General features: G+C 68.5%; 13 protein-coding genes. 4 read left to right on the top strand and 9 right to left on the bottom strand.

Annotation, left to right across the window (positions count from 1 at the left end; genetic code table 11):
- Positions 1-45: 45 nt before the first annotated feature.
- Together ACFYOP_RS21810 and ACFYOP_RS21805 are read right to left on the bottom strand one after the other, a co-directional pair.
- Positions 46-825: a helicase associated domain-containing protein gene (locus ACFYOP_RS21810; RefSeq protein ID WP_388452577.1), complete on the bottom strand. Its 780-nt coding sequence runs from the start codon at positions 823-825 to the stop codon at positions 46-48.
- Positions 774-1,370, bottom strand: a complete 597-nt coding sequence (locus tag ACFYOP_RS21805) for a helicase-related protein (protein ID WP_388452443.1) — start codon at positions 1,368-1,370, stop codon at positions 774-776. The genes ACFYOP_RS21810 and ACFYOP_RS21805 overlap by 52 nt, the downstream gene beginning before the upstream one ends.
- A 338-nt stretch (positions 1,371-1,708) precedes the next feature.
- Between ACFYOP_RS21805 and ACFYOP_RS21800 the strand changes: the two genes are divergently transcribed.
- From ACFYOP_RS21800 to ACFYOP_RS21785, 4 genes are all read left to right on the top strand, one after another.
- On the top strand, positions 1,709-2,884 hold the full coding sequence (locus tag ACFYOP_RS21800; RefSeq protein WP_356899088.1) for an ATP-binding protein: 1,176 nt from the start codon (positions 1,709-1,711) through the stop codon (positions 2,882-2,884).
- A gap of 113 nt (positions 2,885-2,997) precedes the next feature.
- Positions 2,998-4,611: a Mu transposase C-terminal domain-containing protein gene (locus ACFYOP_RS21795; protein ID WP_388452574.1), complete on the top strand. Its 1,614-nt coding sequence runs from the start codon at positions 2,998-3,000 to the stop codon at positions 4,609-4,611.
- A complete protein-coding gene (locus ACFYOP_RS21790; protein ID WP_356899090.1) occupies positions 4,608-5,351 on the top strand; it encodes an ATP-binding protein in 744 nt (247 codons plus the stop codon). The genes ACFYOP_RS21795 and ACFYOP_RS21790 overlap by 4 nt, the downstream gene beginning before the upstream one ends.
- Entirely contained in the window at positions 5,348-6,481 is a 1,134-nt protein-coding gene (locus tag ACFYOP_RS21785) for a hypothetical protein (RefSeq protein WP_356899091.1), read from the top strand. Before ACFYOP_RS21790 ends, ACFYOP_RS21785 begins: the two co-directional genes overlap by 4 nt.
- A 55-nt stretch (positions 6,482-6,536) precedes the next feature.
- Here the strand turns inward: ACFYOP_RS21785 and tpg are convergent, their stop codons facing one another.
- The 7 genes from tpg to ACFYOP_RS21750 all read right to left on the bottom strand — a co-directional run bounded on the left by tpg (position 6,537) and on the right by ACFYOP_RS21750 (position 15,233).
- Positions 6,537-7,157 carry a telomere-protecting terminal protein Tpg gene (gene tpg, locus ACFYOP_RS21780; protein ID WP_388452438.1) on the bottom strand — a complete coding sequence of 207 codons (621 nt, stop codon included), beginning with the start codon at positions 7,155-7,157 and terminating at the stop codon, positions 6,537-6,539.
- A 105-nt stretch (positions 7,158-7,262) separates the two neighbouring features.
- Positions 7,263-9,212, bottom strand: a complete 1,950-nt coding sequence (locus tag ACFYOP_RS21775; RefSeq protein WP_356899093.1) for a DUF3732 domain-containing protein — start codon at positions 9,210-9,212, stop codon at positions 7,263-7,265.
- A gap of 23 nt (positions 9,213-9,235) precedes the next feature.
- Positions 9,236-9,724, bottom strand: coding sequence for a three component ABC system middle component (locus ACFYOP_RS21770; RefSeq protein WP_149830658.1), 489 nt, complete (start codon positions 9,722-9,724; stop codon positions 9,236-9,238).
- 2 nt (positions 9,725-9,726) lie between these two features.
- A complete protein-coding gene (locus ACFYOP_RS21765; RefSeq protein ID WP_356899094.1) occupies positions 9,727-10,965 on the bottom strand; it encodes an ABC-three component system protein in 1,239 nt (412 codons plus the stop codon).
- A gap of 102 nt (positions 10,966-11,067) precedes the next feature.
- The gene (locus tag ACFYOP_RS21760) at positions 11,068-13,731 is read right to left on the bottom strand and encodes a Helicase associated domain protein (RefSeq protein WP_356899095.1); all 2,664 of its coding nucleotides are present in this window, start codon (positions 13,729-13,731) and stop codon (positions 11,068-11,070) included.
- 37 nt (positions 13,732-13,768) lie between these two features.
- Positions 13,769-14,068 (bottom strand): hypothetical protein, encoded by a 300-nt coding sequence (locus tag ACFYOP_RS21755; protein WP_356899096.1) that lies wholly within the window; start codon positions 14,066-14,068, stop codon positions 13,769-13,771.
- Between the two features lie 91 nt (positions 14,069-14,159).
- Positions 14,160-15,233 (bottom strand): hypothetical protein, encoded by a 1,074-nt coding sequence (locus tag ACFYOP_RS21750; RefSeq protein ID WP_356899097.1) that lies wholly within the window; start codon positions 15,231-15,233, stop codon positions 14,160-14,162.
- Between the last annotated feature and the right edge of the window lie 381 nt (positions 15,234-15,614).

The following is a 15,614-nucleotide window of genomic DNA, read 5'->3' as shown; positions in this document are numbered from 1 at the left end:
TGAACACGCCAACACGGCGGGCAACCCACTACCGGCCTGGGCCGGTCACGCCGCCCATTCGAGCCCGAGTTCGGCCAGCGCCTGGAGCTTGTCGGCACTCAGCTTGGCCCGGCGGCTCTTGCTGTTCGACAGAAACACCCCGAGCTTCACCTCCGAGCCGTCCCCCAGCCGCTCCACGTGGGCCCTGGGAACCGTCAGGGAGCCCGTGCGGGCCTTGTACTGTGCCAGGGCCGTTATGCCCTTCTCGAAGGCGCTCAGCGGCGCCGTGGACGGCTTCGCGGACGCTTCCAGCTCCGGGGCCGGGGCGAGGGGTGTGATGCCGAGTTGTTCCAGGCGTTCGCGTTGCCCGTCGTGCAGGGCCTGCCAGGCCTCGGGCTTGCGCTGTCGGGCCAGCCATTTCCCGATGTCCATGCCGTGGACTGTGAACCCGGGGAGTACCTCCGCCCCGCCTGCCTGACCTTCTTCGTCGGCCACCAGCTCGCGCAGCGCGGCGTAGTGCCTCTGCCACTCCGCCGGCCACTTGGGGTTCCAGTCCTCGTCGACGGCCTCCAGCGCGGTTTTCCATTCGGGGTGGCCCTCCAGGGCGCCGGGGCGGCGGAGGTTGGACAGCCACTGCCCCACCGGCCGGTCCAGCATGGTGGCGGACCGTGGCGCGCACAGGGTCCAGTGCTGCTCGTAGTACGCCTTGGCGGCCTCCAGGTTCTCCTGGAAGCGTTCATCCGTCAGGCTCCAGATCATGCCGAGCTTCTCCAGCCGCTGGGCGCGCAGGCCGGTCATCTGCCCCGCCCCGTATGCCCGTCGCTGTTCCGCGACCCACTGCCCCAGCGGGTACGCGCCCTCTTGTGCCCGTACGGAACCCTGGCGTGAAGCTCGCGCTCGGTGAACTTTTTGAGCGCCGCCCAGCCGCGACCCCAGTCCTGGCGCTCCGTGTCGATCACGTTGAAGCTGACCCAGTCCGCGACCATCACCGGATCACGCGGAGCCGCAAACCGCAGCAGCAGACGCGATTCCTCTTCGCTATCCTCGGGCGCCGGACCGATATTCACGGACGGCTGCGCGACGTCCTTCTGCGGCTCCTGCGGAATCGCGAGCAACTCGATTGCTTCTTCATCGTGAGCGCGCAATCCCTCAAGAACTTTCACCAACGGGCGATACGATCCCGAGGTGAACGTATCCTCCGGTTTTTCTCCGGGCTGGAGAAATACCGGCACGATCAAAGAGGCCACCTTGCCCTGTCCGGGCTTTTGACGCAGCGCCCGGCCGATGGCCTGGACGATGTCGTGTGGGGCGCCCTTGGGGTCCAGGAGGGCTACCGAGTCCACCGCGCGGATGTCGACGCCCTCGCCCAGGACACGGCAGTTCGAGAGCACGGCCCGCTGTGCGGTGGACCCGAAGCCGCCCAGGACGCCCCGCCGGCGCTCGGGTGCGATCTCTCGGGTTGGTGTCGGTGGTGGTGAGAGTCGGTCGCGCTGGTCCGGGGATGGGTGTTGCGGGGCTGGTCAGTGGGTGTTTACGGGTGGGTGGGCGGCTGTCATGGGGTGAGAGGTTGATGGGTGGGATCGCTGTCGTGGGGCTTTATCGCATGGCAGCTGATGTTGTCTCAGGTTCGTGAGTTCTTATGCGTTGAAGGCGGGCCGGCCGGTGTGATCGTGGGGTGGATCAAGAGGTAAGGGCCGGTCGTGGTCCTGTGCTGCCCCGGGGGTTGGTGGTGCGTCGTCTGCTGGAGCGGCAGCAGGCGGGGGAGCTGGCCACGCGGCATGTGCGTGCGGTCGCTGAGACGGTGGGCGTCTCGGAGCGTACGGTGTGGCGCTGGCTGGAGCAGGCGAAGGCGACCGGGCAGGTGGAGGCGCCGGTCCGGCAGGGGTATGCGGTGTCGGACGAGGTGTGGGCGTTGCTGGGCGAGGTCGGAGGGAACGTTGCTGAGCTGAGACGCCGGCTGGCCGCGGCTGGCGGGGCGTCGGTGCCGTCGGCGTCGACGCTGCACCGGGTGATCCGCAGGGACCGACGGGCAGGGCGGGCTTTGCTGGTCGGGCGGGAGCCCGTGGTGGCCGGGCCGAGCCGGCCGGATCCGCTCAGCGAGCTGGGCCTGAACGTCGTGGCCGGCCAAGGTACCGGTGGGCAGGTGTTTCTGCGGGAGCAGAAGCATCTGGCGCAGGTCCCGGTCCTGGTCCCGGGTGCGCAGGTGGTGCACACGCCTGCTGTGCGGTCGGTGCTGCGGACGGTCGCGCACGCGGCCGCGGTGGGTGCGGTGGTGTGTTTGTACGGCGACGCCGGTCAGGGCAAGACCGTCGCGTTGCAGTACGCCTTGTCCCAGCTGCCGAACCCGGCCAGGGTCCGCCGGGTCCACGTTGGTGTGCACCCGACGGTTCCCGAACTGCGCCGGGTGCTCGCGGACGCCCTCGAGCTGGGCAGGCGTCTGCCGCGCGGGGCGGGGGAGGCCGACTTGATGCTGGTGAACGCGCTCCGACAGCCCCGCGTGCTGGTACTGGACGAGGCGCAGCGCCTTCCGGGGTCGGCGCTGGAGTTTCTGCGCGGGCTGTGGGACCACCCGGACACGGATACGGCACTCGTGCTGGCGGGGGCGGGCAGTGAACGGGCGCTGCGGCGGGTGCCTGCGCTGGCTTCTCGGGTGCTGACCTGGGAACTGGTGCCGCGCCTCAGCCAGCGGGAGGTGGCCACCGTGATGGCTGCCTTCCACCCGCTGTGGGAGGACGTGACCGCGGACGATGTTGCGTGGGTGGACGAGCATGTAGGGCATGGCAATTTCCGGACCTGGGCGAAGCTGACCTCGCACCTGACCGCCGAGACCTACGGCAAGAGCCGTGCGGTGGTGGACCGCCGGTTGCTGGAGCGGGCCTGCGCACGGCTCATGGGGCCGCTGTGACCGGCGCGGCCGATCCGGGAGAGGACGCTTCCCGCTCCGGCGCGCACGAGTGCGGTCCGCACGCGCGGGGAGGTCTGCCTTCTTCCTCCCTGTCGGCGTTGCGTGGCCCTGCCGTGCGCCGGCTGCTCGCTCTGCGGCAGGAACAAAAACTGACAACGCGGCATGTGCGGCTGATGGCTCAGTCGTTGGAAGTGACCGAGCGCACGGTGTGGCGGTGGCTGGCCGCTGCCGAGCGTGACGAGTCCGCGGCCGCGGAGCCCGGGGCGCGAGCTCAGAGCAAAGACCGTTTCTCCGTCACCCCGGAGGTGCGCCGCCTGCTGGCCTTGTGGAAGGGCAACGTCGCGGCGGTCCATCGTGAGCTGGCCGCTCGCGCGGCCAGGGGCGAGGGGGCTCCGCCGCCGTCGATTCCGACGTTGCACCGGGCGATCCAGCGGGATCTGACGCCGGGGGAGCGGGCCGGGCTCGCGGGTGGGGAGCGGGCGGCGCGCAAGCACGATGTGTTCCTGGCCCGGCCGCGGGGGTGGCGCAACCAGGTGTGGGAGACCGACCACGTGCAGGCGCCGGTGCTGGTCGATGTCGAGGGCAGGGCCCGCAGGCCGTGGATCACCTGGTTCACCGACTGTGCGACGAACGCGATCACCGGTGTCGCCGTGACGCCGGTGCATCCGTCGCGGGAGTCGGTGCTGGCCGCGCTGCGCTCCGCGGTCTTGCGCGAGGACCCCTATGGCCCGTTCGGCGGCCTGCCGGAGAAGGTACGGGTGGACCGCGGCAAGGACTTCCTGTCCAGGACGGTGACCGCCGCGTTCGATCTTCTGGACGTGATGGTGGAGGACCTGCCCGCCTACACCCCGCACCTCAAGGGCACTGTGGAGGGTCTGAACCGGGCGGTAGAGAGCATGTTCCTGGTTGCGCTGCCCGGCTATGCCCGCCAGCCGCGCCCCGGCAAACGCCCTTCCCGGCCGAAGGACGAGGTGCTGCTCGGCTTCGAGGACTTCACCGCCCGGCTGCTGGACTGGACACGGTGGTGGAACACCGAACACCAGCCCGCGCCGTTGCGGGGCAGGACCCCGGTTGAGGCGTGGCAGGACGATCCCACCCCGCTACGAGACGTGGCCGCGGCGGATCTGTGGACGTTCACCCTGGAGGACGCCGGCACCCGCACGCTGACGACCCGCGGTATCCGCTTCAGGAAACGTGACTATGTGGGGCCGTGGATGACCGGTCAGTCCGGGATCCAGGTCCGGATCCGCTTCATGCCCCACCATGACCACCGCATCGAGGTCTATCACGCGGCCACCGGCCGCTACCTCGGTCCCGCGGACCTGGCCGACCAAGCCACCGAGGAACAGGTCAGCGCTGTACGGCGGGCACGGGCCGCCCGCAGCCGCCGCCTGAAGAAGGACCTCGAAGCTTCCCAGCGCGAGCGCTACGCCGCCGCCACCCATGCCGAGCCCCCTCGACGGCTCGGCGCACTGACCGGTGCACAGGCCGACGCCGAACTCGCCCGGAGTGCCGGCACCAGCCTGTCGCAGCTTGCGCTGCCGGACGTCATCCCGCCCGCCGCACCCCCGGCCGACTGGCGCACCCCTGCTTCCCTGGCTGCGCTGACCACGGCGGGCCGGCCCGCCCCGCTCCCGTCCAGCCGTGACTCCGCCCCTGCAGTCCCGGACGGCCCGGCCGGGCGGGGCGCACCTTCCACCCCCGACGAAGACGGAGACCCCTCGTGACCGCGGCGACCTACCAGTACGTCGACCTGCCCGACGCCTCCGTGGTCACCACCCGCGCCCTGCTCACCGCGCGGGAGAACATCGGCGATACGGTCGCCGCCCGCGCGATGATGTGTATCCACGGCGGCGCCGGCTTCGGCAAGACGCTCGCCGTCAACACCTGCCTGCGCGAACTCGAACCCGGCGAGGACGTCCGCAAGATCACCTTCCGGGCTCGTCCCACCGCCCGAGCGGTGCGCTACGAGTTGTTCACCGCGCTCGACTTGGCCGGCGAGCCGCCGCGCCATCCCAGCGAATTCGACCGTCTGCTGAAGACCGCTCTGGCCGAGCGCCCCCGTACCTTCCTCGTCGACGAAGCACAGTGGCTCAACGGCGAGGCGTTCGAATACTTCCGCTACCTCTGGGACGAACCCTCAACCCAGCTCGCCATCATCTTCGTCGGCGGCGCGGGCTGCCACACCGTGCTGCGCCGCGAACCGATGCTCTCCTCCCGCGTCTTCATCTGGCAGCAGTTCACCCGCCTCACACCCGACGAGGTCCTCGAGGTGATCCCGCTGTTCCACCCGGTCTGGGCCGACGCCGACCCCGAGGACATCACCTTCGCCGACCAGCATGCCGCGCACGGCAACTTCCGCGCCTGGGCCCAGCTGACCGCCCACGCTCGTACCGCACTGGCCCGCACGGGACGTGCCCGCGTCGACCAGGACCTGCTGCGCTGGGCCTTCAGCCGCCTCGCATGACCCTGATGCCGCCCGCCCCGCTCCCCGCCATGGGAGTGCCGTCCATCACGCTGGTCATGGACCCCCATGACGACGCGGCCCACACCCACGCCGCCCTGGCAGCGCACCATCCGCCATCGGGCCGGATCACCCTGCACCCCGGTCCCGGAACCACCAGCGACACCGCGCTCGCCCACGACCTCCTGGCCGCCTTGGGCAGACCGCCGCTGCTGCCGGGCCGCTTCCCCAAAGGCCGGCAGCCCGCCTGGGAAGCCGCCACCGCATGGGTGACCGCCCAGCCAGTCACTCGTCTGACCGTCCTGCGCGCCCACCGCCTGACCGCCCGCCGCACCGAACGCCTCCTCCAACTGCGCGCCGTCACAGGCATCCACCTGACCCTGGTCTGCCACCGCCCTCGTCTCCCTGCCGCCCTGCATCAGGCCCTTCAAACGGTCGACCACGCAGTAATTACCGACTCCGAGGCCGCCCAGCACCACTACGACGACGGCCCGCCTGTCTTTACGGACGACGCGGTCGATTCTGTCCGGCGGTCCGGCCGCTGGATCACCCTGCCCGCTCTGGAACGCCTCGTCTCCTACGACAGCCCCGCCTCCTGCCGGGCCTTTTGCACACCGCCGCCGATCGTCTGGCGACACCGTTCACAGCCCGCCTCTCTCACCGCGCACACTGCCCGGGAAGCTGCCCGCCGCCTGGCCGACTCGACCGCTCACCCCCGCCTGGCCGCAGCCCTGGCAGCCGCGCTCTTCACCGGCGCCTCCTTCCAGCAGCTCGCCACCGCCGGCCCCCGCGACTACGACGGCGACGCGGCCACGCTCGCCCTGCACGACCGCGCCCGCTACACCGACGGCTGCGCCGCCTACCCCGTACCCGGCTGGGCGCGCATCTTCCTTCGGGCCGCGGCCTGCTTCGCCCGCCTCGTACCCGGCGACGATCAGGCACTGCTCGCCGCGCCGGGGGACCGTACGCATCTGCTGCGCCTGGCGGAGACGGCGAGGCTGCGCCCGCCGCAACCTCCCGCGGCCAGGCGGACCGGCCGGGCCGACCGCGTCGAGTGGGACTGGCGCGAGCAGCAGGAAGCCAAGAAGTACGACGCAATGCTGGGCGTACGCGAGAAGCCCTCACGGGACTGAACGGCCTCGCCGAGGGATCGGCCGCGTGCCTCGCGGATTCCCGGCGGCGAGGAGGTCATCCGATCGAGAAGTCGGCGAACTCGACGTCGGTGAAGGCGATATGCAGGCCATGACCGCGCCGCCCCCCGTCGCGGAAGTAGGCGTGCCCCAGCGCGCGGGCGAGGATCACCATCTGCTGCTGCTCACCCGCGCCGGCGTCCCGAGCGGCGAATAGCTCACGGGCCACCTCTCCCGGCAAATACTGAGTGATCCACCGCACCCGCGGATCGTCCGACGACCCTGCAGGCGCCGCGAACCCGAACCGTGCCCTGGTATGGATGACGAATCCGTCCGCTTCCGCCCTGGCCCGCTGGCGCACGCGGACCCGGGGCTGCCAGCGTGCCCGGACGACCTCATCGATCCTCTCCATGTGCGCTGCGCTGGGACGCCGTCGCATTTCCGGCCGATCAGTGATCCACCGCTGCACGGTGCGCTGTGAAACGCCCACAAGACGCGCCACGTGCTTCGTAGAGCCCTTCTCCGCTCTCATCAAAAACCGCAATGCCGAGGCGCCCGTAGGCACCGGGCGCGTCAACAGCGCTCGCTCAATGCCATGACCTATCTCCCCCACGTACACTCCCCAGCACTCGGCCACCCTGGCGGCCGCGCCTTCCCGAACGGCCGTCTGCGCTGCCATGTCTCTCACATCCGCGGGGCCCACGAGCGAAATTCCTCATACCCAGGAGGCTGCGGCGGATTCTGAGCTACAAAGCCCACACGAACGCCAGAGCTACGGGCAGGCTTATGCCTCGGTGATCCAGTCCGTGGGGATCAGGGCCTTGCCTTGGCGCCAGTTTTCGATGACGGCGTCGCGGAACCAATCGTCTCGCAGGTTCACGTGATCGCAGACGATGATTTGCAGTCCCTGGCCGTTGCGGTTGACGACGTCTCGCATGAGGGAGAAGTAGCTGCGGACTGCTTCCCAGTCGGCGTCGGTGAGGGCGCCCACGTCATGGACTTCTTCGGGGAAGAAGGCCTGGGTGGGCTGGTCGAACATGATGAAGTGCGGGACGGGCCGCTGGTGTTTGAGTAGGTAGGTGTGCAGGGCCAGGTGCGCGACGAGGTGGTACCCGATCCAGTTTTTCGCGCTGCCGATGCGAGTGAGGGGGATACGACTGGTTTCAGTGCGCAGGACGACGTTGAGGAGGGAGAGGCTGATGCGTACTTCTTCTGCCTCGTCTGCATGCTCCAGATCCAGCTCGCGAGCCCAGTCCGTCATGTCCAGCGCGATACGGCTGAGGCGGCTTTCCGTTTCCGCCCTAACGTCGTCGGCATCGACGAGTTCCTGCAGTTCTGCGATCCGCTCCTGCATACGAGCCGCCTGGCGGCGCAGCGATCCAGATTCGTCTGCCGACTGCGACGTAGTTCGTTGCAGTTCCTGGAGGATGCGCCCTTGCACGTGAGCCTGCCGCGCGTGCTGGTCATTGATCTCCTGGAGACGGCGGTTACTGGCCTGCAAAGCCTGGAGTGCTGAGGCATTGGCCTGGAGGCGCCGGCGAACGTCTGCGATCTGCTCGTTGAGTTCTTGGCGATGACGGGTCCGCGATGGCTGTAGTGCTTCTGCGTCGGTCAGCTCGTGCTGGAGACGGCGTGTGAGGTCGTTGAGCTGCTCGATGTCGGGGTCGGGCTCTTCCAAGGTCTGATTACACAGTGGACAGACCTCGGGCGCCCCTGCGTCTTCGGGGCTGAGGAGTTGCAGAGACGTAAGGCGGCCGAGCTGGGTGTGGAGCTCACCGGTGAACGCCTGACTCTCCTGCTGCCACGAGTCGAGAAGGGCCCCGGCTTCGTTGAGATCGTGAAGTTGTTCCCTCAGCGCCTGGCGCTCCGCAGCCAGTCGTTCTTGCATCCCGTCTTCGCCGAATACCGGAGGCGCCGATGGATCAGCAACTGTGTCCGCCGCTTCGCGCAGCAGGGTATCCAGTTCGGCTGCCGATGCGCGCTCGGGCACAACCTGGACCATGCCTGCCTCCTGGGCAAGGCGGGCCAGGGCGTGCAGGGCGGCGTTCGCGGATTCGTTGTCGCGCTGGGTCTCATCGATCTGTCGCTGGACGCGCCGCAGGGCCTTGGTGGCCTCCGCAAGCTGTCGTTGGCGTGCGGCTTGCTCCGGTCCGGCCGCACCGAGGAAGTAGGGCAGCGTGTCCTTCATCATCTGTGCCATGCCGGGCTCGGACTGGCGATGGAACAGTAGCTGCTGGTTGGCGATCTCGGTCTGCTTTTGCAGGCACATGTAAACGGCCTGGGCAATAGAGACATTGAACGCGTAGCGTTCGGCGCCCGCCGGAGGTTCGAAGCGGAAGTCGTCGATGCCCAGGCGAGCGCTGAGCTCTGCGCGGAGCGCGTCCGTGTCGGTGTTCGCTCTCATACGGTCGCCTGCCGGCAGCTCGAGCGTGTGGTCGCCGATGATCAGCATGGCCTTGTTGGTAGAGGCTCCCGCCGGTCGGGGGCGGCCCAGTAGCAGGCGGGTTGAGCCGATCTGTACGAGCAGGGCGTACCAGCCCACCGTCTGAGTGATCACACCCTCTGGCAGCGAAATGTGCTGCCGTCCCATGCAGTACTCGATGATGTCGAGGACTGCCGATTTCCCGGTCTCGGACTCTCCCGTGAGGATGTTCAAGGCTCCGGGTTTGAAGGTGATGGTGCGCGGTGCTTGCCTGCCATCACGGTGATACAGGGCCAGAGCGAGCAGATGCATGCTGAGGTGGCTTCCTTGGAGAGCTAGGGGCGGACCCCGAGCAGGGCGAATGCGGTGGCAGGCGATGTCGCTGCAAGCCAGCGGCCGACGAGGGCCGCAGCGCGTGTGCAGTCGACGAGCTCCGCTCCATGACTGTTCGCGTTGGGACGCCTGGGCTGTCTGGTCACTGCGAGGCCGCTGGAATGCACCGTCAACACGCGGTGCCGGACGCCGAACCGCTGGGACGCACGGGTGTAATCAGTAAGCGAGGCGGCGCGGTGCGGGTATGAGGCGCGCTGGATCGGATTGTCAGCCAGCCAGCTGGCCAGCGGCGTGCGGACGTCTCTCGGGAGAGCAGCGCGGGAGTCCGGCGGGAGCACCAGGGGAAGGACCAGGAAGCTGCTCGGCAAGGGGAGAGGAAGACTGGGGCCCGCGGCCATGTGGGCCGCGACGCAGTGCGCCAGTACATACGCGCCGAAGGCGGGATTGAACAGCGCCGCAGCTTCAGGGAGTTGACGCGCGGGAGCCGACATGGCTATTCCTCCCCGTCAGCAGTATCAGACGACCGGGACAGCAGGTTCTCGAAATCGGGATGCCAGCCCACCGGGTCGTCGTCCTGCGTAGCCAGATCGGCCAGAGCATGAAGCGTGCCGCGGGCGACCCACCGCTTCTCCACCTGCGGCCGCAGCCGCAGTGTCTCCACAGCAGCCATGGCCTTGTCTAGAATGTCCACACCGGCCTTGACCGCATCGGTCCCGTACTCGCCGGCGTCGAAGGCGTCAGCGCGTTTGGAGAACACCTGCTCCCATTCACGCCGGAGATCTGCCTCGAACTGGTCGAGTTCGCTCTGGGCGACGTAGTGACGGTGGAGCCAGCGGGATCGATGGGTCCATGCGTGGTGATACTCGCCGAGATGGAATCGGATGCTTCGGCGCCCCAGTTTCAGGAGCTGGAGCTGGGCAACGAAGACGCGGTCCTGGTACCGGGCCACCTCGTCCTCGGTCAGCCGTTCCAGCCTGTCGCTGATGGGCAACGAGGTCTGCGCGTACTTGCTCATCACGTAGTCGATCTTCGTGCGCAGTTCCTCGGCGGAAACAGTTGCCCTCCGGCTGGGGTTGGAGCGGTCGAGCATCTCTTTGGAGAGCCCCCACCACCAGCCCTTCAGCTCCTCCAGGATCTCCTGGCTCTGGCCCTGATCCGTTTTCCATACGCCGATCACTTCACGGAGCTTAGAGTCCACCTCTGACACTCGAGGCGCCAGATCGTCCACGACGATCTGGCCCACCAGAGCTTCCCGGACCACTGGAGTGCACCGGAGGAAGCGCTCCCGCCAAGGGCGTGTCGTCTTCGGACCCTCGGCATCGCCAGCGAGCTCCTCAAGAGCTGATAGAGCTGCGGCTACATCGCGCGTCTGCGGATCGGCCCGTAGTTTCTCCAGAAGGCTCCCGGCAGAAACCTGCTGGGTGGTGACCAAGCGGAGCAGCGGCAGCGGCGAGTCCCCGAGGATCTCCAAGGCATCGCACCAGGAATTGATAGAACGCCACAGATCAGCACTGGTGGAGCCGATCTCACCCTGACCGCCATGATGCTTCGACTGCACAAGCTCGACAGGAACTGACCCGTGCAGCAGGTCAATGTCGTCCAGCATCTCCATGCGTAGCGCGGCCTCTGCGTCTTTGAACCACCGCTGCGCCAGCTCCACCAAAGCCCACTCGCACTGGTAGAGGTAGCCCAGCATCTGGCCAGCCGCTGAATGAGGCATCTTCTCTGTCACGATGCCGTCACTCTAGAGACAGCACCTAACTGGATCAATACATACTCATAAGATCGCACATTGGTGCGAATGTTGACCGGTCCTGACTCTTGCGTTCTGCCTCTATCCCCATTCGGCGCCCAGCGCCTGCAGGGCGGCCAGCTGGTCCTGGGTGAGTTTGTCGCGTCTCGACTTTGTGTTCGATACCCACACACCCAGCTTGACGACCACAGGGTCCGGCTCGCCGTCGATGGTGATCTGTTCGCTGTGGCCGCGAGGTACAGGTCGGGTGCCTTCGCGTTCTACCCACTGTGTGAGGGCTGTCAGGCCGCGTTGGAAGGCCTGCTGTGCCTTGTTCGGGCTCTTCGTCGCACGCGCGGTCGCCGGGGCGGGAGTCGGGGCTTGGTCGGGCTGTACGCCCAGCTTCGACAGCCGCTCCTGCTGCTCGGTCGACAGCTGCGCCCAGATACCCGGGTTCTTCTGCCGCTGAAGCCACCGCCCGATGTCGTCGCCTTCGAACAGCACCCCGGGTTCGATGGCCGGCAGGTGGCCGTCGGCGTCGACCAGGTCCGCGAGGACGCGGTAGTGCCGCTGCCAGTCCAGCGGCCACGGGCAGTTCCAGTCCTCATCGACCGCGGCCAGCTGCTGCGCGCGCACGGCGGCCCGCTCCGGGTCCTTTCCGAGGCCGCCCTTCCGGCGCAGGTTGGCCATGTGCTGCCCGATCGGCACCATTGCCTCGCCTTCGCCCCACACGGCGTCCTGTCGCGGTGCGAGGTGCCCCATGGCCCGCCGGTAGGACCGGAGCGCGGCGAGCTTGTTCTCCCAGGCTTCCTCACCCGGCTCCCAGACCATCCCGGCCTCCGGCGCGTCCAGCAGGGTCTTGCGCCGCTCTTCCAGCTCACCGGCCCGCAGCGCCTTCCTCTGCTGATGGACCCACCTGCCAAGCGGGAAGTCCTTGGTGACGCCGACCTCGGTCTCGACGTCGTAGGGCACGGCGTAGAGACCGGTGATCTCGTTCTCCTTCCGCCAGCGGATCAGGGCCTGGTAGCCCTCCAGCCACACCAGGGACTCCGGCCGGTAGACCCGGGTGCGGAGGAAGGCTGCGATGGTGGTGGCGTCGCGCGGGCTGGAGAAGTGGAGCAGGGCCGCTTCGGCGGCGGCGTCGGTGTCGTCCTGCTCCTGGTCCTCGCCGTCGCTCTCGCCGCCGGCCTCGACGATCCGCCCGTCCTCGTCACGCCGGACGTGGACCTTGCGCTTCCCGCTTGTGAGTGCCCGGGAAGCGAGCTGCTCGACGAGTCGTTCGTCATGCGAGCGCAGGCCCTGGAGGACCGCTACAAGGGGGCGGAACGAGGCGCTGGCGACCATGTCGGTGGGGTCCTCGCCGGGTTCCAGGAACACCGGCACGATGATCCTGGCGACCTTGGTGGAGCCGTCCTTGTTGAGGCGGAGCGCGCGGCCGATGTTCTGCACGATCTCCACCTGGGAGCCGCGGGTGTCGGCGAAGCAGATCGAGTCGACTCCCCGTTCGCCGGTGATGTCCACGCCTTCCCCGAGCACGCGGACGCTGGCGAGGAAGGCGCGGTGGACCCGGCGCCCTGCCGCGTCGATGCCGCCTGCGAACTGGCGCAGGACCTCGCGCCGCTCGGAGACGAGGTGGTCGCCGCACAGCCATGCCGACCACACCCGGTCCGGGGGTACGTGGCGGCCGGCCTCCAGCTCGTAGAACTCCGCGTCGATGGACGACGCGGGCAGCTTCTCCGCCTTCGCCAGGTCCTCGTCCGTGGCGTCGTTCATGTACAGCTCGGCTGCCGTCTCGGGCAGCTTGTCCGCGAACGCGGCCGCTTCCTCGACCTTCTGGTGGAACGTCATGACCGTACGCAGGTTGTACGCCGCGGCGTGCTCCAGGAGCGCGGTCTGCAACAGGGCCAGGCGCCGGCCGCGCCGCGCCTCCTCCGATTCCCCGAGGGCGGGGGAGGGGTCGCGGATCTCCAGGACGTCGATTTCGAACCCGGCGAGGATTTCGCGCTCGATCGCCTCGCTCAGACCGAGCTCTGCGAGCCATGCGCCGTAGGTGCCCTCCGGGTCGTCCGACATGGTCGCGATCTCCGCCTCCTGGCCGTCCGCGCCCTTCTGCGGGCGGGCGGCGGCGAGGATGCGCGGGGTGGCGGTGAGGTAGAGCCGGAAGTCCGCCGGGATCCGGGCGTTGTCGTGGATCGCCGCCCACGGACGCCCAAGATCACCGGCGGTTCCATGTGCCTCATCCACGATGGCGAGGTCGAACGGGGCCATCTGCTGCCCGTAGAGGCGCTCTCCGCCCGCCAGAGCGGCCTCCAGCGGCCCGCGAACCTTCCGCTGGCCCATCGGTGCGTCGATGTCCTCGCGGTCCACGAGAGAGGCGTACGTGGCGAACACGATGACCGGCCCGTGCCCGGCCCACAGGGCGAGCTGGATCGGGTTGGTGGTGGTGCGCACCCCGAGCGAGCCGAGTACGGCGTCGTTCTCCAGCGAGCACACCGCGACCATCGGGGCGGTGTGGCCCACCAGGCGCCACGCCTGGGCGGTCTGCGCGAGCAGGTCCAGGGTCGGGACGGTGACGAGGATCCGGCCGTCCGCGAACGACTCCAGCGCGCACGCGGCGGCCGTGATCGTCTTGCCCGAGCCGGTCGCTGACACGATCGTGCCCCGGGCACCCTGCGGGGGCACAGATGACCTTGCAGGAAATCCCACCCACCTACGAAACGCGGAGCGCTGATTTACCTGGTGTTCCTTGAGCTGAATCGCTGACATTTCCTTGCCTCCCCGAGCGGTCAATTCCTGTGGTCTTTCAGAGGGCCGCGTGCGGAATGCAGGCCGCGCCCAAGTCGTTCCAGATCGACGCATCCGCCTTGCGCCAGCCGCCCGGCTTTCCGTCCTTGAAGGGCGGCTTATGGTCCGGGTCGTAGTGCCCGGCATCGAGCGTGCAGACGATGACGTCCCCGTCCGCGTTCCGCGTCCGGGCCGTGCACAGACCGCTGGCCTCGCCCAGCGCCTCCAGCACCCGGCGCCGCGCCGTGGTGTGCGGCAGCACGTTCTCCCGGACGAACCTCTCCAGCCGTACGAGGTCGGCCCGCTCACGCTGCCTCACGTACGTGAGCTGTACGGCCAGTTCAGCGACCCTGGCCGACCGGCCAGGAATCTAGTGGTGAGCGCGGTGACAATGAGGGTGTCCACGCGGGCTAGCACGGCTGATCCGCGTGCAGTTCGTCCCTGAGGACCTTCCACGAACCGTCCCAGCGCTCCAGCAGGCTGGTGATGACGTACTTGCTCACCGCGGTGTAGGTCACCGGAGCCGGCTTCCCGGTCTTCTTATCGGTGATCTTCCACTTGGAGACGTCCAGGCAGGCGGAGACCGAGACGTTGGGGGTCTTCTTTTCCAGCTCTGCGCCGGTCACGGTGGGGTTGCTGAGAACTGGCTTGCCGGTCATGAGCCTGCCGTTCGACTTCAAGTTGACCACCGTCTCCTCGGCCTCGTTGAGAGCGTCGGCAGCGGCATAGCGCTTCAGGTCCGTGCCCTCGACTGCTGGTACCGCGAAGGCCTTGGGCAGTTCCGTCCAGTAGGACTGGTACGCCGCGATGGCCTCCTTCTTCGCGGTCTCCTCGGCTGACTCCGGAGTGGGGGTCGTCGAGGCCGGGGACGATGAAGAGGGGGGCGTTGTCGGCTTCTGTGATGTCGGCTCGCTGGTCGTGCAGGCGCTGACCGTGGCGAGGGCGGCGAGGAGGAGCGCACGGGCGCCTCCTTGGCGGAGCGGAGTAGTACCGGCGCGCGCGCGTCGCGTGTGCGTATGGGTCGTCACGATGTCTCCCGATGCATCTACGGTCACCCGGCGCCACTTGCGCTTGGCGTCCACCAGGGGCCTGCCGCGTACCGCGGGGCCACCTCCATTGTGCGAAGGGCAAGACCCGCCATGCCGTGACCAGTAACGGCCCGTGAAGACCTCGCCCCGAGAGGCCGGCGCCAGGCCGCCCAGCACGACCACCTCGCACTGCGCCCTGGCGACCGCTCCCGCCTCCAGCGCGTCCACCGGATCGTCTGCCTCACTCGCGGGCACGCCCTGCACATCCAGGAGCGCGAACACCTTCAACCGGGCGTTCACGCCCGCCGTCTGGTACTGCGTCACCCGGCGCAGAGAATCGCTGCTCAGCGCGGGATCGGGTCCGGTAGATTCGTGGTGACCGGTATCGTCGGTCGTTCCTCTCGGAATTCCGGGGAGGTTTCCCGGTGGTTGTGGGGTGTCCTGTATTTCTGCCAACGGTACATGCTGCATTAGCCTGATGCACGCGCTACACGGAAACCCACACGAACGAACGCCCCCACCCTCGTAGCCAGCCAGGCCCGCGCCAGCGGGCCCCAACGGTTCTGGAGGCGCAGCCGGAAGGGCCGTTGAGGCGAGGGAGCACCAGCGGACTCGCCGGCCCTTGGGTGAAGCGAAGCGGAACCCAAGGGAAGCGGGGCAAAGCCCCGCCGCTTCGGGAGCGCAGCGGACGAAGCGTCACCACCAGTGCGCAGCACTGGTGGTGAGTGGCCCGCGCAGCGGGCCACCAGCGCTCCCGCGGAGCGGGAGCGCAACCACCGCGCGCAGCGCGGTGGTTCGCTTGCACATCGCGCAGCGATGTGGTACCCGCTCCGCGGG

Origin of the sequence: Streptomyces sp. NPDC006294 (genome assembly GCF_042870895.1) — a bacterium.
In the GTDB taxonomy this organism is placed as follows: Bacteria; Actinomycetota; Actinomycetes; order Streptomycetales; family Streptomycetaceae; genus Streptomyces.
Note: the sequence above shows the minus strand (reverse complement) of the source record. Positions and strands in the feature narration are given on the sequence as shown.